Origin of the sequence: Streptomyces fuscigenes, assembly GCF_021556455.1 — a bacterium.
In the GTDB taxonomy this organism is placed as follows: domain Bacteria; phylum Actinomycetota; class Actinomycetes; order Streptomycetales; family Streptomycetaceae; genus Streptomyces; species Streptomyces fuscigenes.
On sequence record NZ_JAKGCV010000039.1, the window covers coordinates 1 to 23,624 of the forward strand.

Annotated in this window: 23 protein-coding genes; 13 read left to right on the forward strand and 10 right to left on the reverse strand. The window is 74.9% G+C overall.

Annotated elements, in window-relative coordinates:
- Window positions 1-303 precede the first annotated feature (303 nt).
- Window positions 304-2,787 (reverse strand): beta-glucosidase, encoded by a 2,484-nt coding sequence (locus L1885_RS06565; protein WP_235796029.1) that lies wholly within the window; start codon window positions 2,785-2,787, stop codon window positions 304-306.
- Window positions 2,788-3,116: 329 nt separating this feature from the next.
- On the opposite strand from L1885_RS06565, the gene L1885_RS06570 reads away from it, so the two are divergent.
- Window positions 3,117-3,707 carry a TetR/AcrR family transcriptional regulator gene (locus L1885_RS06570; protein ID WP_235796030.1) on the forward strand — a complete coding sequence of 197 codons (591 nt, stop codon included), beginning with the start codon at window positions 3,117-3,119 and terminating at the stop codon, window positions 3,705-3,707.
- A 109-nt stretch (window positions 3,708-3,816) separates the two neighbouring features.
- Here L1885_RS06570 and L1885_RS06575 read toward each other — a convergent pair whose 3' ends face one another.
- From L1885_RS06575 to L1885_RS06585, 3 genes are all read right to left on the reverse strand, one after another.
- Complete coding sequence (locus L1885_RS06575) at window positions 3,817-4,818, reverse strand: aldose epimerase family protein (protein ID WP_372481871.1); 1,002 nt, start codon at window positions 4,816-4,818, stop codon at window positions 3,817-3,819.
- 11 nt (window positions 4,819-4,829) lie between these two features.
- Entirely contained in the window at window positions 4,830-5,123 is a 294-nt protein-coding gene (locus L1885_RS06580; RefSeq protein ID WP_372481872.1) for an SGNH/GDSL hydrolase family protein, read from the reverse strand.
- A 115-nt stretch (window positions 5,124-5,238) separates the two neighbouring features.
- The gene (locus tag L1885_RS06585; protein WP_235796031.1) at window positions 5,239-6,156 is read right to left on the reverse strand and encodes a S1 family peptidase; all 918 of its coding nucleotides are present in this window, start codon (window positions 6,154-6,156) and stop codon (window positions 5,239-5,241) included.
- 552 nt (window positions 6,157-6,708) lie between these two features.
- Here L1885_RS06585 and wrbA point away from each other — a divergent pair.
- The 4 genes from wrbA (at window position 6,709) to L1885_RS06605 (ending at window position 9,371) form a co-directional block, all read left to right on the forward strand.
- Window positions 6,709-7,329, forward strand: a complete 621-nt coding sequence (wrbA, locus tag L1885_RS06590; protein WP_235796032.1) for an NAD(P)H:quinone oxidoreductase — start codon at window positions 6,709-6,711, stop codon at window positions 7,327-7,329.
- Between the two features lie 241 nt (window positions 7,330-7,570).
- Window positions 7,571-7,915 (forward strand): YkvA family protein, encoded by a 345-nt coding sequence (locus tag L1885_RS06595; RefSeq protein ID WP_372481875.1) that lies wholly within the window; start codon window positions 7,571-7,573, stop codon window positions 7,913-7,915.
- Between the two features lie 131 nt (window positions 7,916-8,046).
- Window positions 8,047-9,015 (forward strand): non-homologous end-joining DNA ligase, encoded by a 969-nt coding sequence (gene ligD / locus L1885_RS06600; RefSeq protein WP_372481873.1) that lies wholly within the window; start codon window positions 8,047-8,049, stop codon window positions 9,013-9,015.
- Window positions 9,016-9,197: 182 nt separating this feature from the next.
- Window positions 9,198-9,371, forward strand: a complete 174-nt coding sequence (locus tag L1885_RS06605) for a CsbD family protein (protein ID WP_235796034.1) — start codon at window positions 9,198-9,200, stop codon at window positions 9,369-9,371.
- Between the two features lie 308 nt (window positions 9,372-9,679).
- Here L1885_RS06605 and L1885_RS06610 read toward each other — a convergent pair whose 3' ends face one another.
- The 3 genes from L1885_RS06610 to L1885_RS06620 form a co-directional block, all read right to left on the reverse strand.
- On the reverse strand, window positions 9,680-10,690 hold the full coding sequence (locus L1885_RS06610) for an aldo/keto reductase (RefSeq protein WP_235796035.1): 1,011 nt from the start codon (window positions 10,688-10,690) through the stop codon (window positions 9,680-9,682).
- Window positions 10,691-10,736: 46 nt separating this feature from the next.
- A complete protein-coding gene (locus L1885_RS06615) occupies window positions 10,737-11,582 on the reverse strand; it encodes an aldo/keto reductase (protein ID WP_235796036.1) in 846 nt (281 codons plus the stop codon).
- 197 nt (window positions 11,583-11,779) lie between these two features.
- On the reverse strand, window positions 11,780-13,042 hold the full coding sequence (locus tag L1885_RS06620; protein WP_235796037.1) for an MFS transporter: 1,263 nt from the start codon (window positions 13,040-13,042) through the stop codon (window positions 11,780-11,782).
- Window positions 13,043-14,100: 1,058 nt separating this feature from the next.
- On the opposite strand from L1885_RS06620, the gene rsgA reads away from it, so the two are divergent.
- Both rsgA and L1885_RS06630 read left to right on the forward strand, forming a co-directional pair.
- Entirely contained in the window at window positions 14,101-15,147 is a 1,047-nt protein-coding gene (gene rsgA, locus L1885_RS06625; protein WP_372481874.1) for a ribosome small subunit-dependent GTPase A, read from the forward strand.
- 252 nt (window positions 15,148-15,399) lie between these two features.
- Window positions 15,400-16,503: a L,D-transpeptidase gene (locus L1885_RS06630; RefSeq protein WP_235796038.1), complete on the forward strand. Its 1,104-nt coding sequence runs from the start codon at window positions 15,400-15,402 to the stop codon at window positions 16,501-16,503.
- 583 nt (window positions 16,504-17,086) lie between these two features.
- Here the strand turns inward: L1885_RS06630 and L1885_RS06635 are convergent.
- Entirely contained in the window at window positions 17,087-17,881 is a 795-nt protein-coding gene (locus L1885_RS06635; RefSeq protein WP_235796039.1) for a hypothetical protein, read from the reverse strand.
- 94 nt (window positions 17,882-17,975) lie between these two features.
- Here L1885_RS06635 and L1885_RS06640 point away from each other — a divergent pair, with 94 nt between their 5' ends.
- The 5 genes from L1885_RS06640 to amaP all read left to right on the forward strand — a co-directional run bounded on the left by L1885_RS06640 (window position 17,976) and on the right by amaP (window position 20,464).
- Window positions 17,976-18,530 (forward strand): Asp23/Gls24 family envelope stress response protein, encoded by a 555-nt coding sequence (locus L1885_RS06640; protein WP_235796040.1) that lies wholly within the window; start codon window positions 17,976-17,978, stop codon window positions 18,528-18,530.
- Between the two features lie 94 nt (window positions 18,531-18,624).
- Window positions 18,625-18,855, forward strand: coding sequence for a hypothetical protein (locus L1885_RS06645; protein WP_235796041.1), 231 nt, complete (start codon window positions 18,625-18,627; stop codon window positions 18,853-18,855).
- 7 nt (window positions 18,856-18,862) lie between these two features.
- A complete protein-coding gene (locus tag L1885_RS06650) occupies window positions 18,863-19,231 on the forward strand; it encodes an Asp23/Gls24 family envelope stress response protein (RefSeq protein WP_235796049.1) in 369 nt (122 codons plus the stop codon).
- On the forward strand, window positions 19,228-19,863 hold the full coding sequence (locus L1885_RS06655) for a DUF6286 domain-containing protein (protein WP_235796042.1): 636 nt from the start codon (window positions 19,228-19,230) through the stop codon (window positions 19,861-19,863). The genes L1885_RS06650 and L1885_RS06655 overlap by 4 nt, the downstream gene beginning before the upstream one ends.
- 10 nt (window positions 19,864-19,873) lie before the next feature.
- Window positions 19,874-20,464 carry an alkaline shock response membrane anchor protein AmaP gene (gene amaP / locus L1885_RS06660; protein WP_235796043.1) on the forward strand — a complete coding sequence of 197 codons (591 nt, stop codon included), beginning with the start codon at window positions 19,874-19,876 and terminating at the stop codon, window positions 20,462-20,464.
- 124 nt (window positions 20,465-20,588) lie between these two features.
- Here amaP and L1885_RS06665 read toward each other — a convergent pair whose 3' ends face one another.
- Both L1885_RS06665 and L1885_RS06670 read right to left on the reverse strand, forming a co-directional pair.
- Window positions 20,589-21,344, reverse strand: a complete 756-nt coding sequence (locus tag L1885_RS06665) for an SDR family oxidoreductase (protein ID WP_235796044.1) — start codon at window positions 21,342-21,344, stop codon at window positions 20,589-20,591.
- 201 nt (window positions 21,345-21,545) lie between these two features.
- Window positions 21,546-22,592, reverse strand: a complete 1,047-nt coding sequence (locus L1885_RS06670; RefSeq protein WP_235796045.1) for a DEDDh family exonuclease — start codon at window positions 22,590-22,592, stop codon at window positions 21,546-21,548.
- 139 nt (window positions 22,593-22,731) lie between these two features.
- On the opposite strand from L1885_RS06670, the gene L1885_RS06675 reads away from it, so the two are divergent.
- Entirely contained in the window at window positions 22,732-23,619 is an 888-nt protein-coding gene (locus tag L1885_RS06675; protein ID WP_308117284.1) for a VIT1/CCC1 transporter family protein, read from the forward strand.
- Window positions 23,620-23,624: the final 5 nt, after the last annotated feature.

A 23,624-nucleotide genomic window follows, 5' to 3' on the forward strand; every position in this document is an offset into this window, starting at 1 on the left:
GGGCACCGTCCCCGGCCCGTCCGGCCCCTCCGCTGCGTCCGGTGCGCCGGCCGCGCCGCCCGCCCCGCCGGCGGGCCCCGCCGGTTCCTGAGACACCGGAAGGACGGAAGGACGGAAGGACGGAAGGACGGAAGGACGGAAGGACGGTCGGACGGGCCTCCGGCCGCAAGGGCGCCCGTACGACCCTGGTCGCGCAGACAATCCCTGGTCGCGCACAGGGCCCGAGGAGGCGCAGACGGCCCCAGGACGCGCATACGGCCCCGAGGCGGCGTCAGGTTCCGCCTCGGGGCCGTACGGCCTGGGTCAGCGCTCCATGCTCACCGGGGCGCTCAGGCGGACATCCGTCAGGGAATGCGCCGCCTGGATCTCATACCTGCCCTCGATCAGCGACCAGGAATCCGCCGACTCGTCCCAGATCTCGAAGGCGCGGCGCCGCAGCGGCACGCTCACCTCGACCGTCTCGCCCGGCGCGGCCTCGACGGCGGCGAAGCCGACGAGCCAGCGGGCCGGGCGCTCCGGCGCGGAATCGCCCGCCGCTTCCGGCGCCGCGTAGAACTGGACGACCTCGCGGCCCGCCCGCGCGCCCGCGTTGCGCAGCCGGACGCGGACCTCGGTCGGCGTCGCGTCGAGCGTCTCGTAGCTCCACTCGGTGTAGCCGAGGCCGTGCCCGAAGGGGTACGCGGGCCGCGCCCCGGCCCTGTCCCAGGCCCGGTAGCCGATGAACACGCCCTCCTCGTAGTGGAGCCGGCCGTCCGTCGGGGTCGTGTCGGTGACGGGCGCGTCGGCCAGGGCGACCGGCCAGGTGGTGGGCAGGCGGCCGCCCGGCTCCTCGGCGCCGAGCAGCACCTCGGCGAGCGCGGCGCCGCCCTGCTGGCCGGGGAACCAGCTCAGCAGCACCGCCGCGACGTCCTCGCGCCACGGCATCTCCACCGGGGAGCCGCTGTTGACGACGACCACGGTGTGCGGGTTCGCCGCGACGACGGCCCGCACGAGGTCGTCCTGGCGGCCCGGCAGCCGCAGGTCCTTGCGGTCGAAGCCCTCGGACTCGACACGCTCCGTCGTGCCCACGACGACGACGGCGGTGTCGGCCGCCGCCGCCGCGAGCGCGGCCTCGGCGATCAGCTCGTCCGGGTCGTGCTGGGGCCCGAGGTGCAGGAGCGAGAAGCCGATCGCCTTCATCGGCGCCTCGGTGATCTTGTAGACCGTGTCGCGCAGCGAGATCTCCACGCTCTGCCCGGCCGCGAGGCAGACCCGGCCGCGCTCGGTCTGCGCGCCGAAGAAGGCCTCGAAGGGGTCCGAGGAGTCGCCGCGGTCCTGGAAGCCGTCGAACAGCACCTCGCCGTCCACGGCCAGCGTGAAGCCGCCGAGGCCGCGGGTGCCGAAGGAGTGCTCGCCCGCGTCGCGCGCGGTGAACGTCCCGTGCACCTCGACGCTGTGGAGGTCCTCGTACGTCACGCCCTCGGGCAGGTCGCTGCCGACCCACTGGACCCGGCCGTTGGGCAGGTCGACGGTCGCGAGGACCCGGCCGTCCGCCGCGCGCGCCGTCGCCGTGAGGTCGAAGCCCTCGGTGGCGAGCGCGAGTTCGGTGTTGGGGTCGGCGCCGATGGAGTACGACACGGAGCCCTCGGGCAGCGCGGCCGTCAGGCCGTCCAGCGGGGAGACCACGTGCGCGGGGAAGACGGTGGCCGAGCCGCCGCCGAGGATGCGGGCGTCGCGGGCCGACGCGCCGATCAGCGCGATCCGCGGCGTGCGGGCGGGGTCGATCGGCAGCGTCGGGCGCCCGTCGCGGGCCTCGTTGCGCAGCAGGACGAACGAGCGGCGCGCGATCTCCCGCGTCAACTCCTCGGCGTCCACTCGCGCGGGCGGCTCGGTGACGACGGCGGGCGCGCCCGGCAGGATGCCGACGCGCGCGGCGAGCCGCAGCACGTTGCGCACGGCCGCGTCGACCGCGGACTCCTCGACCTCGCCAGCGCGCACTGCGGCGGCCAGCTTCGCCCCGTAGACGGTCTCGGGGCCCGGCATCGCGACGTCGAGGCCGCCGAGGATGTCGCCGACGGTGGAGCGGGCGGCCAACCAGTCGGAGACGACGTAGCCGTCGAAGCCCCACTCGCCCCGCAGCACGCCCTGCTGGAGTTCGCGGTGCTCGGTCATCGACGAGCCGTTGACCGTGTTGTAGGCCGCCATCACGCCCCACGGCCGGGCGTTCTTCACGATCGCCTCGAAGGGGGCCAGGTACAGCTCGCGCAGCGTGCGCGCCGCGACGACGTTGTCGACCGTGAAGCGGTCGGTCTCGGCGTCGTTGGCCACGAAGTGCTTGACCGTCGTGCCGACGCCGCCGTCCTGCACGCCCCGCACGTACCCGGTGCCGATCTCGCCGGTCAGGTACGGGTCCTCGCTGTAGGACTCGAAGTGCCGGCCGCCCAGCGGGGAGCGGTGCAGGTTCACCGTCGGCGCGAGGAGCACGTGCACGCCCTTGCGGCGGGCCTCCTGCGAGAGCAGGTGCCCCGCGCGGCGGGCGAGGGCGGGGTCCCAGCTCGCGGCGAGCGCGGTGGGCGAGGGCAGCGCCACGGACGGGTCCTCGGAGGTCCAGCGCACACCGCGGACCCCCACGGGCCCGTCGGACATGACCAGGGACGGCAGTCCGATCTCGGGGATCGCGGGCAGCGACCACTGGTCCTGGCCGGCCAGCAGCCGGGTCTTCGCGTCCAGGTCGAGCTTGGCGAGCGCCGTCTCGACGCTCGCTTCGCGGGCGTCGTCGTCGGCGGGGGTGCTGGGTGCGCCGGTCAAGGCCGTACCTCCAGGTGACGGGTGGGTGGCGGGGGGAGAGGTCCGTGCGGACGCCCGGGCGGGGCAAGCGGGTTGCGGCGCGCGGGCGGCCAGGTGGGTGCGGCGAGCACGTGCGGGGACGGGTGGGGGGAAGGCGGGGGAGGCCGTGCTGGGGACGTGCGGTCGGTGGGGCCGGTGGCTGCGGGGCCGTGACCGTTCGGGGCCCCACCGACGATTACATACTGAGCCAATAACTTGTAGATGAGTAGGCTTCGTTACCACCTCGTAATCACGAGGGTGTCCGCATGGCGTACGGTCCTGTCCAGGGACCGACCGGAAGGCCGAGGTGGATGGCGGCGAGAGCCAGAAGTGAGGAGCGGCGCGCCGAGATCATGCGCGCCGCGCTGGAGGTCATCGCGGAACGCGGCTACCGCGGCACGACCCTCGGGGCGGTGGCGGAGCGCGTCGGGCTCACCCAGCAGGGCCTGCTGCACCACTTCCCGACCAAGGAGGCGCTGCTCGTCGCGGTGCTCGAGGACCGCGACCACTGGGACACGGGCGGCGGCGCGCGCCGCCGCGAGGGCTGGCGCCTCGAACTGCTCACGTCCCTGGTCGACTACAACGCCATGCGGCCCGGCATCGTGCAGACCTTCTCGGCACTGCTCGGCGAGAGCGTGACGGAGGACCACCCGGCCCGGGCGTTCTTCACCCACCGCTACGAGCAGGTGCGGGCCGACATGTCGGAGTCGCTGCGCGACGAGTTCGGCGACCGGCTGCCGAGCGGCCTGACGCCGGAACAGGCCGGCCCGCTGCTCACCGCGGTGATGGACGGCCTGCAGTACCAGTGGCTGCTCGACCCGGAGGCGGTCGACATGCCGACCGTCTTCCGCCACTTCCTCACGCTGCTGCGCGGCGGCGACCCGGGTCCCGCCGGCGGCTGACGCGCGGGGACCGCCCCGGGCGGGACCGGGCTAAGCTGCCGGCGCGCGCCGGGGAGACCCCGGCGGGCCGCGCCGCGTCCCGGCCGCGCGCATCCCGTGCGGGCCCGCGTCAGCGCGTCCCGAAGGCGTACGTCGTCCGCGACGCGTACCGCTCGCCCGGCCGCAGGATCGCCGAGGGGAACCCGGGCCGGTTCGGCGCGTCCGGGAACGCCTGCGTCTCCAGCGCCACCCCCGCGCCGGCCACGAACGGCACCGACGGTTCGAAGGAGTCCGCGGTGTACAGCTGGATGCCCGGCTCCGTCGTCGTGATCGTCAGGACCCGGCCGGACGCCGGCGCGTACAGCTCCGCCGCGGGGCCGCCGGCTCCGCCGTCCAGGACGAAGTTGTGGTCGTGCCCGCCGTCCAGCGGCCGCGCGGCCGAGAAGTCGTGCCGGGTGCCGGCCACGGGCACCAGTTCGCCCGTGGGGATGCCCGTCCCGTCCACCGGCGTCATCCGGGCCGCCGCCAGGCGCAGTTCGTGGTGGCCGACCGCCGGGCCCGAGGCGGCCCCGTTCAGGTTCCAGTAGGTGTGGTTGGTGAGGCTCACCGGGGTCGGCGCGTCCGTCACCGCGTCGTACGCGATGCCCAGCGCGCCCGCCTCGTCCAGCGTGTACGTCACCGCCACGTCGAGGCGGCCCGGGAAGCCCTCCTCGCCCGCCGGACTCACCCGCGACAGGCGCACCCCGTCCGCCGCCTCCCGCGCCCGCCACACCCGGCGGTCGAAGCCCTCCGCGCCACCGTGCAGGCAGTTGGGGCCGTTGTTGCGGGGCAGCGCGTACGTCACCCCGTCCAGGGTGAAGGTCCCGCCGGCGATCCGGTTCGCGTACCTGCCGATCAGGGCGCCGAGGAACGGGCCCCGGCACGCGGCGTACTCGGCGGCCGAGGCGAGGCCGAGCACCACGTCCGCGCGCTCCCCCGACCGGTCGGGGACCTCGACGGACTGCACGATCCCGCCGTACGTCAGCAGCCGCACCCGCGTCCCGCCGCGCTCCAGCGTCCAGCGCTCCACGCCGCTGCCGTCCGGGGCCGTGCCCGCGGCTTCCTTCTCCACCACCGTGTCCACGCTCGTCACGGGCCGTCAGCCTACGCGGCCGGTGCCGCCGCCGTGATCCGGGTGTACGCGAGCTGCGCGAGCCTGCCCTGGCCCGCCCGGCCCGGGTGGAAGAGGTCCCAGGGGCTGAGCAGCGCCGCCGTGAAGCGGTAGTCGAACACCGCACCGCCGTCGTAGCGGCAGCGCTCGTCGCCCGCGCACACGTCGCGCAGCACGTCGTTGAACGCGACGACCCGGTCCTGCACGGCCTGCCGGCGCACGCGGGCGGCCGGGCTCTCGCTGCCCGCGTCCTTCAGCATCGACGCGCAGATGCCCAGCTTCCACACCTCGCGGCCGACGCACCGGCGCGGCGGTCGCGCTGCTGCTCGTGGTGGTCGCGCCTCGACGTCGGTGACGGGCCGGACCCCGGGGATCAGCCGGGGGCCGGGCCCGCGAGGCGGCCTAGAAGACGCTCAGGCCGTACGCGTTGAGCGCCTCGGTGACCGGCTGGAAGAACGTGGTGCCGCCGGACGAGCAGTTGCCGCTGCCGCCCGAGGTGAGGCCGAGGGCCTTGCTGCCGTCGAAGAGCGGGCCGCCGCTGTCGCCGGGCTCGGCGCAGACGTTGGTCTGGATGAGGCCGGAGACCGTGCCCTCGGCGTAGCGGACCGTCGCGTTGAGCGCCTGGACCGTGCCGGTGTGGACCCCGGAGGTCGAGCCGCTGCGCGTGACGCGCTCGCCCACGGTGGCGTTGCCCGACGTGGTGATGTCCTGGTACGAGCCGTTGTACAGGTCGACCCGGCCGTCGTTGGCGGTGGCGGCGCTGCTCAGCTTGATCAGGCCGTAGTCGTTGCCCGGGAACTGCGAGTCGGCGGTGGTGCCGACGCGGGCGCCGCTGCTCGACGACCAGGTCGTGCCGCCCTCGGCGGTGCAGTGCCCGGCGGTCAGCGCGTAGTAGGTGCTGCCGGTGCGGACGTTGAAGCCGAGGGAGCAGCGGAACTCGGAGTTCTGGATGGCGTCGCCCGCGGCGACCAGCGGCTTGAACTCGCCGGCGGCGTGCTTGACGGTGAGCTTCGACGCGTCCGGCACGGCGCTCTTGATCTTCGCGATCTCGGCGGACGAGACGGTCTTGTCGACGGTGACGACGACCTTGCCGGAGGCCGGGTCGGTGTACCAGGCGGTGCCGGGGGCGGCCGACTGGTCGACCGCGCTGCTCGTGGCGGCCAGTGCCGCGGCGGTCGCGTTGGGGGTCGCGACCGGAGCGGGCTGGGCGAGCGCGGACGGCGCGGCGAGCGCGGCCACGGCCACGACTCCGGTCGCGACGGCTATGAGGCGGGCGCGTCTGGAGACGGTGCCGCGGGTGGTGTGGGGCGTGGTGGTCACTGATCCTCCTGGGTGGGGGTGCTGACGGCCCGTCGGGTGGTCGGGCCGCGGAGGCGCGATCGTCCAAGGCTGTTCGGTTTTTGGCCGTGGACCTGTCAATCGCATGGACTGAATCTTTGGGTCCGTTTGCTGCGGTGACAAGACTCACTTCCGGTCCCCGGTCGCGCGCCGGCCTTCCGGGGCCCGAAATCCGGCCTCTCGCGGGGCGTTCGGGCGGGTGGTGTGCAAAGTCGGGGCGCTGCGGAAGCGAACGTCCGCGAGGGCCGGGATCCCGGTCACGGTCCGATTACGGCGCGTATCGGCGTTTTGCCAGTCCTTTGATCTTGGCCGGATCGGGCCGGGGGTCCGCCACGGTCGTTCTACGCGCGCTGATTTGGCCGGGGTCGACCCTTCGGCGTTCGCGGTGGCTCCGCGGCGCCTCCGTCGCGCCGTGACCCTCGTCACAACGGGGAATGCCCGAACATCGTTTATGTTTGAACCACTTGGTTGAACCGTCACCGAAATCGGTGGCGCGTCCACCCTGACCACTGGGCTGAGAAAGGCATCAGAAAAATGACCGACCCCGTCAAGCTCGCCGTCGTCTACTACTCGTCGACCGGCACCAACTCCGAGGTCGCCAAGGTGCTGGCGGACGTCGCCGAGAAGGCGGGTGCCGAGGTGCGCCTGCGCCGGGTGGCCGAGCTCGCCCCCCAGGCCGCGATCGACTCGAACCCCGCCTGGGCCGCCAACCACGCCGCCACCGCCGACATCGCCGTGGCCACGCCGGACGACGTCGAATGGGCGGACGCCGTGATCTTCGGCACCCCCACCCGCTTCGGCAACGTCGCCTCGCAGCTGAAGCAGTTCATCGACACGCTGGGCGGCCTGTGGGGCCAGGGGAAGCTGGCCGACAAGGTCTACAGCGGCTTCGCCTCCTCCGCGACCCGGCACGGCGGCCAGGAGTCGACCCTGCTCGCGCTCTACAACTCCTTCCACCACTTCGGCGGCATCGTCGTGGCGCCGGGCTACACCGACCCGGCGAAGTTCGCCGACGGCAACCCGTACGGCACCTCGCACATCGACGCCCAGGGCAACAACCCGGTGAACGACGAGACCCGCGAGGCCGCCCGCGTGCAGGCCGAGCGCGTGGTCCGCATCGCCCGCCGCCTCAAGGCCGGCGCTGCCGCCGCCTGACCTCCTGCCGGGCGCCGTCCCGGCCCGCGGTGTCGCCGCGTGACGCGGCAGTACGCCGGCCCGAGGGGCCGGCCGGTCCCCGGGCCGGCCGGCCCCTCGCGCGTGTCCCGGGGCGAACGGGCCCGCCTGAGCGCACACTTCGGGGGTATCCGGCAGGTGAGTCCAGCGGAAGGAGCCTCCCGTCATGGACACACACGGCCTGTGGCCGCTCGTCGCACTGGCCGCCGCGGCAGTGATCGCCATGCTCGCGGTGGCGATCACCCTCGCCGTGCGCCTCGTCCGCACACGGCGCCTGCTGCGCCGCGCGGGCCTGCCCACGAACCGCCGGTGGGTGGTCTGGGCGGCGCTCGTCTACCTGGTGCTGCCCACGGACCTGCTGCCCGACCCCGTCTACCTCGACGACATCGGCGTCCTGCTGCTGGCCCTGCGGTCCCTGACGTCCGACGTCCCGCCGCGGGTGCTCGCCAAGGCGTCCGTCCCCGTCCGGCGCGCGGCCCCCGTCCCCGTCCCGCCCGCGGCCGGCGCGCCTCCCGGAGCCAGGGAAAAGGGCCGGAAGAAGGGCCCGCGGCGGCGCCGTACGGTCTGACCGGGGAGCGGCCCCGCCGCCGTATCCGGCCGGTGGGCGCCCCGGCCTCACGGGGGCGGGAGGGGCGGCCCCGGCCACGGGCGGCGCCCGCAGCGGTCGCGGCCCTCCCCGGGCTGTGGCGATGATCGGGTGTGGAGCAGACACCGGCAGGCGCGCCCTTCGTCCGGCCGATGCTCGCGGTCCCGGCGCCCGTGCCGGAGGACCGCGACAGCGCCGGGTGGGCGTTCGAGGTCAAGTGGGACGGGGTGCGCTGCGTGGCCGGCACGACCGGCGACGGCGGCCTGCGCCTCGGCGCCCGCACCGGCACCGACATCACCGCCCGCTACCCCGAACTCGCCCCGCTCGGCGCGCTCCTGCGGGGCCGCGACGCCGTGCTGGACGGTGAGGTCGTCGTCCTGGACGAGGCGGGCCGGCCGGACTTCGGGCTCCTCCAGCGCAGAATGGGTGTGACCGACCGGCGCCGCGCCGCCGCGCTGGCCCGGGACCTGCCCGTACGGCTCGTCCTGTTCGACGTCATGCGGCTCGACGGCACGTCGCTGCTGCGCGTGCCCTACGAGGAGCGGCGCGGCCTGCTCGCGGGACTCGGGCTCGGCGAGGGCCGCCACTGGTCCGTGCCCGCCCACCTGGCGGGCCGCGGCCGCGAGGCCTGGCAGGCCACTCTCGACCACGGCTACGAGGGTGTCGTCGCCAAGCGGCTGTCCTCCCCGTACGTCCCCGGCCTGCGCTCGCCCCACTGGCGCAAGACGCGCCACCTCGTGACCCTCGACGTGGTGCTCGGCGGCTGGAGCGAGGGCAGGGGCGGCCTCGGCGGGCTGCCCGGGTCCGTCCTCGTCGGTGTCCCCGGGGACCGTGGCGGGCTGCGGTACGCGGGCGCGGTCGGCTCGGGGCTTTCCCTCGACGAGCGCCGCGAGCTCGCCCGCTACTTCCGCGTCCTGCGGCGCGACACCTCGCCCTTCGCCGGCCCGGTCGACGTGGCGGCGCCGCACTGGGCCGAGCCGCGCCTGGTCGCCGAGATCACCTTCTCCGGGTGGACGGCTTCCGGGCTGGTGCGGCAGTCCGTCTGGCACCGGCTGCGCCCCGACCTCACCCGTCTGGACTGAACACCCGAGCCGCCCCGCCGGGGCCGGGGCCGGGTCCGGCCGGGCCCCTGGCCGCAGGTGCGGCGCCCGGTGCCCGGGGGGCGTGCGGGAAACAAGTGGGGGCGAGGTGTGTTTAGTCCGCCGCTGCCGGGTCACGCGGAGTGCAGCAACACTTCTCCGACAGACGTCAGGACGTGAGCAGCGTGAGCGACAACCAGAAGGCCAAGGCCAAGGGCGAGCAGCTCAAGGGCAAGTCCAAGGAGACCGCGGGCCGCATGGTCGGCAACGAGCGGATGATGGCCGAGGGCCAGGCCGAGAAGTCGAAGGGCGATGCCCGCCAGGCCAAGGAGAAGGGCAAGGACGTCTTCAAGCACTGATGGTCGGCGGCCGGCACCAGGCCATCGGGCGGCACCGCCGCCCGTGTCCCGGTGCGAAGGCCGGCGAGCATTCCCACGCGGGCACTCACCCCGCTGACGGGCCGGGCCCGGCGACCGCCGTAGACGGCGTGCGCCGGGCCCGGCCCGTGTCCGCCCCGTCGGGCGGAAGCACCGGTCACACGGTGTGCGCACCGTGTGACCCGTAGGGCGCCCGAACCCGCCGTGGCCCGCCGTCGCGGCTCGCGGCGCGCGCATCGGGTTCCCGGAGCCGCGAGCGGCGGGACGTACGGCGCCTCCCCGGGGCCGCGTCAGTGACCCGGCGTGGGGGCGCCCGGCACGATCAGACCCTCCTCGCGCAGCGACTCCCAGAAGGGCGCGGGCACCGGCTCGTCGAGCGCGGCGAGGTCCTCCTCGATCCGGCTCGGCCGGGTCGCTCCGGGGATGACGGCGGCCACGGCCGGGTGCGCCAGGGAGAACTGCAGCGCGGCCGACTTGATGTGGATGCCGTGGCGCTCGGCCAGCGCCCTGATCCGGGCGACCCGGTCGACGACCTCCGGCGGCGCGTCCTGGTACTCGAAGTGGCGGCCGCCGGCCAGCACACCGGAGCTGTAGGGGCCGCCCGCGACGATGTCGACGCCCTGCTCCCGTGCGGCGGGCAGCAGCCGCTGCAGCGCCCGCTCGTGGTCGAGCAGCGTGTAGCGGCCCGCCAGCAGGAACGCGTCGGGGCGGGGCTCGTCCAGTGCGAGCGTCAGCTCCAGCGGCTCCACCCGGTTGACGCCGATGCCCCAGGCCTTGATCACACCCTCCTCGCGCAGCCTCGCGAGGGCGCGGAACGCGCCGGTGCGGGCCGTCTCGAACTGGCTGAGCCACCGGTCGCCGTGGAAGTCCTGGGCGATGTCGTGGACCCAGACGATGTCGAGCCGGTCGGTGCCCAGCCGCTTCAGGCTGTCCTCGACGGAGCGCAGCGTCGCGTCGGCCGTGTAGTCGTCGACGACCTTGTTGGGGCGGCCGTGCGCGAAGAGTCCGCCCTTCTCGCCCATGTCGCGGTCGCCGCCGGTCTCCTCCTCGTCGAGGACGAGGCGCCCGACCTTGGAGCTGAGGACGTAGGCGTCGCGCGGCCGGCCGGACAGCGCCTCGCCCAGCCGCAGTTCGGCCAGCCCGGCGCCGTAGAAGGGGGCCGTGTCGAAGTAGCGGATGCCCTGGTCCCAGGCGGCGTCGACGGTGGCGCGGGCCTCGTCGTCGGGGATGGCGCGGTACATGTTGCCGAGGGGCGCGGTGCCGAAGCCGATGCGGCCCGGCAGCAGTGCGGAGATGCTCATGGTTGCCTCGTATTCGGGGGATGCGGTGGTACGGGGGAGGGCGGACTCAGTTGAAGGTGTCCGGGTCGGGGCCGGTGCGCATGCCGCGGTCGAGAGCGGCCAGCGCGTCCATGTCGGCCTCCGACAGCTCGAAGCCGAAGACGTCCAGGTTCTGCCGGATCCGCTCGGGGGTCACGGACTTGGGGATCACGACGTTGCCGCTCTGGAGGTGCCAGCGCAGGACGACCTGCGCGGGCGTCCTGCCGTGGCGCTCCGCGACGGCGGTCACCGTGTCCTCGGCGAGCAGCGCGCCCTGGGCGAGCGGGCTCCACGCCTCCGTGACGATGCCGTGGCGTGCGCCGAACTCGCGTACGGCGCGCTGCTGCAGACCGGGGTGGAGTTCGACCTGGTTGACCGCCGGAACCGTGGCGGAGGAGTCCAGCAGCCGCTGCAGGTGCGCGGGCTGGAAGTTGGACACGCCGATGGCCCGGGCGCGCCCGTCGGCCAGCAGCTTCTCCAGCGCGTGCCAGGTCTCCACGTAGGTGTCGCGCCCGGGAGCCGGCCAGTGGATCAGGTACAGGTCGACGTAGTCGAGGCCGAGCTTGCGCAGCGAGGTGTCGAAGCCGGCGAGCGCCGCCTCGGACCCCTGGTCCGCGTTCCAGAGCTTCGTGGTGACGAAGAGGTCCTCGCGGGCGACGCCCGAGGCGGCGAGGGCCCGGCCCACGCCCTGTTCGTTGCCGTAGACGGCCGCCGTATCGATGCTGCGGTAGCCCGCCTCCAGTGCCGTGGCGACCGCGGCGGTCGTCTCCTCGTCGGGGACCTGGAAGACGCCGAACCCGAGCTGCGGCATCTCGACGCCGTTGTTCAGGGTGACGGTGGGGACGGAAGCGGCGGGTGCCGAGTGGGTGGACATTGCGTGTACTCCTCCGAAAGCGATTGAGGTGAGGTGGGGTGAGGTGAGGTGAGTTGGGTCGTGGGCGGGCTCCGGCGGGGGCGCCGGTCGATGCGGGACCGGTGGGGGAGGGGCCGGGAGGGGGACGGGCCTGGTGGGCCGAGGCGGGGCCCGGCCGCGTCCTTGCCGGCTCCTGGCCGGGCTTTCCCGGCCGCGTCTCAGCCGGTCGGTGCCGGGGCCGTTTCGGGCTCCCCGGACGGCGGCCCGGCCGGGACTGCGCCGGCCCCGCGTTCGTCCGGCGCTCCGGGCCCGGCGGCGGCCGGCGGCTCCTCGCCGCCGGGCCGGCGCTCCAGCACCGACGAGACGAGGGCGAGGGCCAGGGCGGCGACCGCGAGGGCGGCGCCGACCCAGTTGGGCGCGGTGTAGCCCGCGCCGGCGGAGATGACCAGTCCGCCGAGCCAGGCGGCCAGTGCGTTGCCCGCGTTGAAGGCGCCGATGTTCACGGCCGACGCCAGGGTCGGCGCGCCGTGCGCGTGGTCGAGTACGCGCTTCTGGAGCGGCGGGACGGTCGCGAAGCCGAGCGCGCCGATCAGGAACACGGCGACGGCGGCGGCGGCCCTGTCGTGCGCGCCGACGGTGAACAGGGCCAGCACGACGGCGAGTCCGCCGAGCGCGGTGTACAGCATCGGCATCAGCCTGCGGTCCGCGAACCTGCCGCCGACGAGGTTGCCGACGACCATGCCGAGCCCGAACAGGACGAGCAGCCAGGTGACGGACGACTCCGCGTAGCCGGCCACGTGCGTCATCATCGGCGCGATGTAGGTGACGGCGGCGAAGACGCCCCCGAAGCCGAGGACGGTCATGCCCATCGCCAGCAGCACCTGCACGTTCCTGAATGCCGCGACCTCGTGCCGCAGCCGCACGCCCTGCGGCCTGGGCAGGTCGGGCACCAGCTTCGCGATCCCGGCGAGGCCGAGCACGCCGAGCGCCGCCACGATCAGGAACGTGACGCGCCAGCTGGTGTGCTGGCCCACGAGCGTGCCCAGCGGCACGCCGACGACGTTGGCGACCGTCAGGCCGGTGAACATCATCGAGATGGCACCGGCCTTCTTCTCCGGTGCCACGAGACCGGCCGCGACCACGGAGCCGATGCCGAAGAACGCGCCGTGCGCCAGGGACGCGACCACGCGGCCGACGAGCATGACGCCGAAGACCGGCGCCACCGCCGAGAGCACGTTCCCCGCGATGAACAGGCCCATCAGGAGCATCAGCATGCGCCTGCGGGAGATCTTCGTGCCGAGCACCGTCATCAGCGGCGCGCCCAGCATCACGCCGAGCGCGTAGCCGGTCACGAGGAAGCCGGCCGTGGGCACGGACACGCCGAAGTCGCCCGCGATGTCCGGCAGCAGCCCCATCACGACGAACTCGGTCGTGCCGATCCCGAAGGCCCCGATGGCGAGGGCCAGGAGCGCGAGAGGCATGGAGAACCTTTCTCAAGCGTGAGCACCTTACGAGCGTCGACAATAATTGCATGCGCGGGTTAATGCAAGCGCGGCATAGTGGCGCTCACCGTCCACCTGCGTACGCGGATATCGCCACGGGCGCGGACGGGTGTGCCGGTACGCCGGCGGCGGTGCCGGTGCCGGTGTCGGTGTCCGGGGCCGCGGGGCCGGTGCGGGGCCGGCGGGGTGTCGGTGCCGGTGTCAGAACCCCGCCGCCCGGTTTTCCGGCGCTGTCTGCGTCCGTGTGACGGGACACGGAGGTGAGGGGGCCGTGCGGCCGGCGGGCGTGCCACGGATGGAAAAGCGGTTGCCGCCGCCGGAGCGCCGGCCCTAGCGTGATCCCGTCCTCGGCGGCGCCCTGAAGGGGCGGCCCGCCGCGGGAGCCCGGTGTGCCCAGCCGCCCGGGACGACGACGACCGGCGCCACGGCGTGCGGTCGAGGAAGTGCCGTGCGGCCGGAAGGCCCGCGGCCGGGAGCGAAGGAGGCGCCGCCGATGGCTGTCATGGCGACGGGCGCTGCCCGCATCAGGTTCGTGTTCCTCCTCCAGGCCTCCGGCTGAACGAGCGGGAGCCCGCGCGCCGTTCGAGCCCCACCGGCTCGGCCGACGCGGCGGTCCCGCCCCGCCGGGCGCGCGTCCCGCACCGCTGCGGCGCGCACCCGCGCTGAACCCGCCCGCCCCGCACCCGCGGAGTGCGCGGGTCGTGCCCGTCCGCGCCGACGCGCGTCCGAGCACATCGGCGTGGGCCCGGCCCCGCCGTACTCGCGCACGCCGCGCCACCGCGCCGCGTTCCCCGCGGTGCCGGTGGGCGCCGCCGCGGCCTGGAGACCTTCAGCATCCCGTTCTCGAAGGGTCTCCCTTGTCTTCCGTCCCGTCCGTCCCGTCCTCCTCTCCCTCCTCTCCCGCACCCTCCTCACCCTCCTCTCCCGCACCCTCTTCTCCCTCCTCTCCCTCGTCCCCTTCGTCTCCGTCTCCGTCCCCGTCTCCCGCGGTTCCGCCGTCGTCCTCCTCCGCGGCTTCGCCGTCGCCCTCGCCGGCCGTGCCGGTCCCGCCGGGCGGTGGACTGACGCGCTGGGGCTGGGACCCCGACCGTGACGCCGAGTTCGCCCCGTATGCCGCGCAGGGCCTCGTCCCCGGCCGGGTGATCAGGGTCGACCGCGGCCGCTGCGACCTCGTCACCGGCGACGGCGTGGTGCACGCCGACACCGCGTACGTCACCCCGCACGATCCGCTGCGGGTCATCTGCACCGGCGACTGGGCCGCCGTGGACGCCGCGGGCGATCCCCGGTTCGTCCGTACGCTCCTGCGCCGCCGCACCGCCTTCGTGCGGTCGGCGTCCTCCAAGCGGTCCGAGGGGCAGATCCTCGCCGCGAACGTCGACCACGCGGTCGTCGCGGTCTCGCTCGCCGCCGAACTCGACCTCGGCCGCGTCGAAAGGCTCCTCGCGCTCGGCTGGGAGAGCGGCGCGCAGCCCGTCATCGCCCTGACCAAGGCGGACCTCGTGCCCGATCCGGCCGTCCTCGCGCACCTGGTCCAGGACGTGGAGGCGGCCGCTCCCGGCGTTCCCGTGGTGGCCGTCAGCGCCGAGGCCGGAACCGGCGTGGACGTCCTGTCGGCACTGGTCGGCGGCGGTACGTCCGCTCTGCTCGGCTCCTCGGGTGCGGGAAAGTCCACGCTCGTCAACGCGCTGAGCGGCACCCGCGCCATGCAGGTGCAGGCCGTGCGCGACGTGGACGGCAAGGGCCGGCACACCACGACCACCCGGAACCTGATCCCGCTGCCCGGCGGCGGCGTGGTGATCGACACGCCCGGGCTGCGCGGTGTCGGCCTGTGGGACGCGGAGGCGGGCGTCGGGCAGGTCTTCGCCGAGATCGAGGGACTCGCCGAGGCGTGCCGGTTCCAGGACTGCGCCCACACGGCCGAACCGGGCTGCGCCGTCCTCGCCGCCGTCGACGACGGGACGCTCTCGTTCCGCAGGCTGGAGAGCTACCGCAAACTCCAGCGCGAGAACCGGTACATCGTCGCGAAGACGGACGCCGGCGCGCGGTGCCCTGCTCGCCGCATCTCATGCCCAGTGCCGCCGTGATCAATTTCAAAGATCAATTCGAATGATCAAATGCGCCGTGCGTCTCATCTCGCCCGCGCGGTGGCCGAATTCTTTCCGGTGTGACAACACTCTCGCCCCGGAATTGCTGTGGAAACCCGGGTTTTGGTATGCCCTTTGCTCGCTCTGTGCCAGGCTCTGAAGGGGTTTGAATGCGTGACGCGGAGATTGATGCGCGACCCGTGTTGTGCGATCGCAGACCTCTGACGCGATGACACGAGTGGGGCAGAGAGAATGGGCCGTGGCAAAGGCAGCATAGGTACGGCGTTCCTGGTGGGAACGGTGCTCGTGGGGGCGGGGGCGTGCGGCGCGGGCGGAACCGCCTCGGCCGACGCCCGGACGACGCACTCCGCCCAGGCGCCCGCGGCCGCCGCCTCGGCGGCGCCCTCGCCCTCCGGGGCCTCGGCCTCACCCTCGTCCTCGGCCTCCGCGACGCCCTCCAGCACCGCGCCGTCGCGCCGGCCCGCGACGTCCGCACCGGCCGTGCCCGCGCAGCCGAAGCCCACGAAGGCTCCGCCCAAGCCGCCGCCGATGCTGCTCAACACCATCACGCCCACCGACGGCGCCACCGTCGGAGTGGCCATGCCCGTCTCGGTCGTCTTCACGAACCCGGTCGCCCCCTCGGCGCGCGCCTCGGTGGAGCAGCACCTCAAGGTCTCGGCCTCGCGCCCGACCACCGGAGCGTGGCACTGGATGAGCAGCACCCGGGCCGACTGGCGTCCCAAGACCTACTGGCACTCCGGTACGAAGGTGTCCGTGGACGCGGAGCTGGCCGGCGTGAGCAACGGCAACGGCCGGGTGGGGACGCACAGTTACCACCACGCCTTCACGATCGGGGACGACGTCGAGGCCACCGTGTCGGTGACCGGCCACACGATGAAGGTCACCCGGGACGGCACCACGGTGCGTACGGTGCCGATCGACGCGGGCAGCAAGGACTGGCCGTCCTGGGACGGCACGATGGCCGTGATCGACAAGCAGCCCAAGGTCCGCATGACGTCCTGCAGCGTCGGCATCAGCTGCGACAAAAAGGACAAGGACTACTACGACCTGACACTCCCCTGGGACGTGCACCTCACCAACTCCGGCACGTACCTGCACTACTCGACCGGCGACCCGTACCCCGGCCACAGCGTCGGCTCGCACGGCTGCGTGCACCTGTCGCTGGCGGACGCCAAGTGGTTCTACAACTACGTCAAGCAGGGCGACCCGATCACCATCACCGGCTCGCCCCGCGGCAAGGCGGCGCCCGACAACGGCTACGCGGACTTCAACCTGTCGTGGTCGCAGTGGCTGGCGGGCAGCGCGAGCGGAGCACGGACCACCCTCTCGTACTGATGCCGCGGCCCGAGCGCCGTCCCGGGGCCGCCCGTCTCCACGCGGCGGCGGGAGAACGGGCCTGCCGCGCACACGCCGCCGCGCAGGAGGACGGCCGGTCACCCCTGGCCGTTTGATTGATCCGCGCCGTGTCACCCCACGCGACACCCCGCCCCGCACCGCTTCCCCATCGCGGCGCGGGGCGGATTCATGGGTTCTTGTGCGCAAGGTGGCCGGAACTCGACGGGAGAACCGGCGGTGCCGGGGGAGCCGTCCGGACAATGGCTCGAAAGAGCCCGGGATCCGAATGCGGAAAGGCCCTCGCGGCGCGGCGCCCGCATTCCGCCGGCACCCGTAAATCGGTGTTCGTCCGGGACCGCGCCGACACCGGACTCGCGCCGGGTGTGCCGAGTGCACACGGTGGTCGCGCCGGCCGACGGCGGCACCGGGCCCGCCCCCGGCACGTTCGACCGACCGACCGACCGACTGACCGACCGACCGACCGACTGACCGACTGACCGACCGACCGGACGCACGCCGCCGGCGGGCGACTCGTGCCCGGACGGGCCGCCCGGGCGGGCGCGGCCGCGCCGCACCGGGAGGGTCAGGGCCGTACGCCGGTCTCCGTGACCACGACCGCCACCGACCGGGCCTCCGGCCGGCGGCGGGCGAGCGACCCGCGGACCGCCCGGGCGACGTCGAGCACCCGATGGCCGTCCGCCGTCGCCAGCTCCACCCGTACGTCACCCTCCGGCGTCCGGGTGAGCGCGCGCCCCAGAATGCTCGTCAGCCCCGCCACGCCGGGTACGTCGGTCACACCCGGTACCCCGTCCGGGTCAACGCGGCCCGACTTTTCCGTCGCGGGCTCCGCGGCGGCCCCCGCGCCACCGTCCCGCAACCCCGTGACCCGCAGATCGACCGCCGTGACCGGCAGCCCCAGCGTGTCGCGCGCGCAGCGCAGCAGCGCGCCCCGCAGGCGTTCGGCCAGGGCCGGCAGCGGCTCGTCCTGCTCCGCCTCGAACTCCGCCCCGATCGTCAGCGGGCCCGGGGGCAGCGCGCTCGGCGGGACGGGCGGGACCGCGAGAGCGGCCGCGACCGGCGACTCCCCGGTGTCGACTCCCGCAGCCCGCCCGCCCGCGGGGGCGCCCCCGCCGGCGCCGTCGGGGTCTCCGTCCCGAGCGCCCCCCTCGTCCGAGGGGCCGACCCGTACGCGCCCCAGGAGGGCCGCTCCCCCCGTCTCCCGCCAACCGGCCGCCCGCAGCGCCTCCACCGCCGCGCGCTCCGCGAGCCATGCCCCGTCCGCGGCGGAGCCCAGGGGCAGCAGCCTGCCGAGCCCCAGCCGCCGCCGTACCCCCGCCTGCCACCCCTCGCCGCCGTGCGTGTCGTGCGCAGTCGTCATGGGCCCACCCTGCCGTATCCGCGGCGCGCGGTCCGGCAAGCACACCTAATGTGAGCCCAAGAGCAGCAAAACGCCCGGAAAGGGACGAATGGCTATGCCTGACAACGCACCGCGTGACCAGTTCGGCTCCACGGGCGCCGGCGGTTCCAGCGCGACACCGCCGTCCTCGTCGTCCGCCTCCACGGGCGCGACCTCGTCGACGTCCACCGCGCAGTCGGGCGCGTCCGGCGCGCAGAGCGGCAGGCGCGGCGGCGGGCCCCCCGCCTCGCGCGGCAGGACCACCATCGCCGACGGCGTGGTGGAGAAGATCGCCGGGCTCGCGGCCCGCGACGTCGTCGGCGTCCACGCGATGGGCAGCGGCGTCTCCCGGACCTTCGGTGCCATGCGCGAGCGGGTCCCGGGCGGCGGGAAGTCCGTGACCCGGGGCGTCAAGGCCGAGGTCGGCGAGGTCCAGACCGCGCTCGACCTGGAGATCGTCGTCGACTACGGCGTCGCGATCGCCGACGTCGCCCGCGAGGTGCGCGAGAACGTGATCGCCGCCGTGGAGCGCATGGCCGGGCTGGAGGTCGTCGAGGTCAACATCGCGGTCAGCGACGTCAAGCTGCCCGACGAGGAGGACGACGACGACCAGGACACCCGCGTGCAGTGACGGGTTGTCCGCCGCCGCCCGCCGCACCGCGCGGCGGGCGGCGGCGGACCCCGGCATCGACCCACGCGGAATTCGACAGGGAGCGGAGTGAGCGATGAGCATGGCGGTGGCCGGCCTGGCGGCCGGGATGGCACTGGGGTTCGCCGGGTATTTCGGCGGCTTCGGCGCGTTCGTGGTGGTGGCCGTGCTCGGCGCGATCGGGTTCCTGGCCGGACGGTTCGCGGACGGCGACCTCGAAGCGGGGGACTTCTTCCGCGGCCGCGGCAACGGTGACCGCTACCGGGACCGGTTCCAGGACCGCGACCGTGACGACAGGCGGCGGTGAGCGCGGCGTGACGACGCTCCAGAAGACCGGCGACACGGGCGACGTGGCACCGGGGGACCGCGGCTCGACCACCATCGCCGAGCGCGTCGTCGCGAAGATCGCCGCACAGGCGGCGCGCGAGGCGCTCTTTCGCGGGGTGCCCGTGGGCGGCGACGTCCCGCACGCCGTCGTCAGCGTCCAGCACAACCGCGCGCGGGTGCGCATCGGGGTCGAGCTCGACTATCCCTCGGACATCGGCGCGCAGTGCGGTGAGGTGCGCCGCCACGTCGCGGAGCGCGTCAACCACCTCGCGGGGATGACCGTCCCCGAGGTGCACGTGCAGGTCGAGCGGCTGCACTCCGTCCATTCGCGCGAGGCGGCGGGGAGGCCCCGATGAGCGACGAACGGCCCACGCGGACCATGCCGGTGGTGCCGGGGCACGACGGGCCCGATGCCGCGGGCGCCCACCGGGGCGCGTACGAGAACCTGCGCGCCGGCCGCTTCTGGTCGGCGCGGCGCCTCCCCGCCGTCCTCGTGTCCGCCGTCCTGCTCGGCGCGTCGGGCCTGCTCCTGTACGACGTGGTGTCGGTGCGCGCCGGCCGGCCCGCCATGTACTGGCGCCGCTGGCTCGCACGCGAACTCGCCCGTCAGCAGCTCGAGTCGACGGCGGCGCTGATCGGGGGCTCCCTCGCGATGGCGGTCGGCGTCTGGCTGCTGTGGCTCGCGCTCACCCCCGGCCTGCGCGCCGTGCTGCCGATGCGCCGGGGCGTCCCCGAGGTACGCGCGGGGCTGGACCGGGACGCGGCGGCGCTGGTGCTGCGCGACCGGGCCATGGAGGTCGCGGGCGTGCAGTCCGTGAAGGTGCGCGTGAAGCGGCGCCGGGCGAAGGCCCGCGCGCAGTCCCACTTCCGCCCCCTCGACGACGTCCGCGCGGACCTTCAGGACGCGCTCGACGCGGGCGTGCGCGATCTCGGCCTCGCGAAACCGCCTCCCGTCGCGGTCAAGGTGCGCCGCCAGAAGAAGGGATGAGTGAGGCCCGATGTTCCGACTCCTGCGGTCCGTCAACCGGTGGGCGCTCGGCCTGATCGGCCTCGTCCTGCTGTGCGCGGGCGGCGTCGTGATCGCGGTCGGCGCCGGCTGGGCCGTACCGTCCTGGTGGCCCTACAGCGGACCGCACGACACGCTGCTCAGCCACGCCGACCGCTTCCGCTGGCGCGGCGAGGGCTGGTTCTGGCCCACGGTGATCGCGGCCCTCGCGATCCTGCTCGTGCTCTCGCTGTGGTGGCTGCTCGCGCAGGCGCGGCGCTCCCGGGTGCCCGAGGTGCTCGTCGACAGCGGCGACGGCGAGGGCGCGCGGGTACGGGCCCGCGCCCTGGAGGACGTCCTGGAGCGCGAGGCCGAGGCGCACGACGGCGTGGCACGCGCCCAGGCCGTGCTGACGGGCCGTCGCAGCAGGTCGCCCGCCGCGCGCATGCGCGTCCTGCTGGAGCCCCACGCGGCGCCCGAGGCGACCCTGGGCCGGGTCACGGACGAGGCCCTCGCGCACGCGCGCGAATCGGCCGGGCTCGCCTCGCTGCCCGCCGAGATCCGCCTGAGGGCAGCGAGGCACAGCGCGGAACGCGTGCGGTAGCGCCAGGTGGGGCGTTCCGCCCGGGGCGTTCGCTCCCGGGGCGGGGTGGGCCGTTCCCGCCTCGGGGACGGAGGGCGACCCGGCCGGGGCCCCGCCCGGCGCCCGGACCGGGTCCGGCCCCCCCTCAGATCCCGTGCAGCGCGCCGCCGTCCACCGGCACCATCAGTCCCGTGAGGTACGAAGCGGCCGGCGAGAGCAGGAACGCGGCCACCGTGCCGAACTCGTCCGCCGTGCCGTAGCGCTGCAGCGGGATGCGGGCCGACATGGCCGCGCGGGTCGCCGCCGGGTCGGCCGAGAGGCCGTCCAGCTCCCGCACCCGGTCCGTGTCGATGCGCGCGGGCAGCAGGCCCACGACCCGGATGCCGCGCGGACCCAGCTCCGCCGCCAGCGACTTCGCGTAGCCCGCCAGGCCGGGCCGCAGGCCGTTGGACAGGGTGAGCCCCGGTATCGGCTCGTACACCGAACCGGACAGGACGAAGCCGATGACCCCGCCCTCGCCGAGCTCCTCCGCCGCGGTGCGCGCCATCCGCACGGCCCCGAGGAAGACCGACTCGAACGACGTGCGCCACTCCTCGTCGCCGGTGGCGGCCGCGGCGCCCGCGGGCGGCCCGCCCACGCTGATCAGTACGCCGTCGAACCGGCCGAAGCGCTCCCGAGCCGCGTGTATCAGCCGTTGGGCAGCCGTCGGGTCGGCGTTGTCCGCCGCCACGCCGAGCGCCCCGGCCCCCAGGTCGGCCGCTGCCTCGGCGACGCCCTTGCCGTCGCGGCCGGACACCACGACCCTCGCGCCGTCGGCGGTCAGCGCCTGCGCCGCCGCCCTGCCGAGCCCTCGCGTCCCGCCGGTGACGACGTAGACGCGGTCCTTCAGTCCCAGATCCATGGAGACATCGTTATCACGCGGGCCGCAGCCCCCCGGACCCGGCCGTACCGGCGGCGGACGCGCGGGACGTGCCCGGCCCGCGCCCTCCGGAGCGCACCGCGGAACCCGGAACGCGGCGCACCGCGCGGAACATACCGCGCCGAACGCGCAGGACCGGACCGCCGGAGCCGTGCCCGTCCGCCCGGTGCCCGGGACCGGGGCTCAGCTCTCCGCGGCCGGCGGCGCCGCCGGGGGAGGGACGGCGGGAGAGGACGGGGCCGGAGACCCCGGCGCGGGCGCCACGTCCCGCAGCAGGTGGCTGAACGCGGCCTCGTCCACCATCGGCGTCCCGAACGAGGCCGCCTTGACCACCTTCGAGGTGGCCGCGCCGGGATCGTTGGTCACCAGCAGGCTCGTCAGCCGCGACACGCTCGTCGCCACGTGCAGCCCCGCCTCCACCGCCCGGTCCTCCAGCAGGTCGCGGTCGACCGAGGTGTCGCCCGAGAACGCCACGCGCATCCCCTGCGCCAGCAGCCCGCCCGGCTCGTAGCGGCCGGGGTTGGGGTACGGGCACGGCGGCCGCTTGCGCGACGCCCGCCAACTGCGCGGCTGGTAGCCGTGGGTGGCGGGAGCCTGGTAGCCGACCCGCGGGCGGGCCGGCCCGTCCGACCACTCCGTCAGCGGCCGGCACTCCAGCAGCGGCAGCCGCACGCCCCCGCGCGCGGCCGCCAGGAGACTGGGCCGGAACGCCTCCGCGAGCACCCGGGCGTCGTCCAGTGCGTGGTGCGCGTGCTGCTGCACCACGCCGAAGTGCGCGGCCAGCGACTCCAGTTTGTGATTCGGCAGCGGCAGCGCCAGCTCCTTGGACAGCGCGATGGTGCACAGCCGCTGCCTGGTCGGCACCGGCAGGCTCGCGCGCGCGTACTCCCGGGCGATCATCGACCAGTCGAAGACCGCGTTGTGCGCGACGAGGACGCGGCCGTCGAGGCGGCTCGCGAACTCCTCGGCGATGTCCGGGAACAGCGGCGCGGCCTCCAGCACGTCGCTCGTCAGACCGTGGATCCACACCGGCCCGGGATCGCGCTGCGGGTTGACGAGCGTGTACCAGTGGTCCTGCACCTCGCCGTGCGCGTCGAGCCGGTAGACGGCAGCAGAGATGATCCGGTCGTCGCGGGCGAGACCGGTGGTCTCCACGTCGACGACCGCGTACCCCTCGGGGTAGGCGGCCGGCCAGGGCGCTGCTGTCGTACGGTCGTCGAGCATGGTCACAGAGGATACGGGCCCGGTCCGACAGCGCCGACGCCCGCCCGGGGCGCGCACGTCGAGCATCCCGCGCCCCCAGGCCGCCGCGCGCCGCCCGGACGCACGGTGCGGCACTTCGGCCGGGCGCGGATGAGAGGCTCGCGCCGTGACGCACACGAACGGGGCGCCCGGCGACCCGCCCGACGGACCGCGCTGGCCGGGGACCCCCCGCGAGGACATGCAGGCCCTTCCGCGCGAGGGGACACCCGCCTCCGCGTACCCGGGCGCGCCGGTGCCGGGGCACGGCGGGGCCCCGGACGCCGCGGCGGCGCCCGGGTACGGGCTGCCCGCGACCCACCGGGAGCCGCGCGCCGAGGCGTTCGGCTCGCGGCTCAACTGGCTGCGGGCGGCCGTGCTCGGCGCCAACGACGGCATCGTCTCCACCGCGGGCGTGGTGGTCGGCGTGGCCGGCGCGACACCGTCGCGTGCCGCCCTTCTGACGGCCGGTCTCGCGGGCCTGCTGGCCGGGTCGATGTCGATGGCCGCGGGGGAGTACGTCTCCGTCTCGACGCAGCGCGACGCGCAGCGGGCCGCCCTCGCGGCCGAACGGCGCGAGCTGCGCGAGCAGCCCGAGGAGGAACTCGCCGAGCTGGCGGGCCTGCTGAGGGAGCGGGGGCTGTCCCCGGAGATCGCGCGCGAGGCGGCCGAGCAGCTGACCCGCCGTGACGCGCTGCGCGCCCACGCGAGCGAGGAACTCGGCATCGACCCGGACGCGCTCACCAAGCCCTGGCATGCGGCGGGCGCGAGCTTCCTCGCCTTCACGGCGGGAGCCCTGCTGCCGCTGCTCGCGATCGTGCTGCCGCCCTCGTCGACGCGTCTGGCCGTCACCGTGCTGTCGGTCCTCGCGGCGCTCGCCCTCACGGGCTGGAGCAGCGCGCGCCTGGGCGCCGCGCCCGTCGCCCCCGCGCTGCTGCGCACCATGGGCGGCGGGGCGCTCGCCATGGCCGTCACCTATGCGGCCGGCTCCCTGCTGCACGCGGCCGGGGTGGGCTGAGCGCC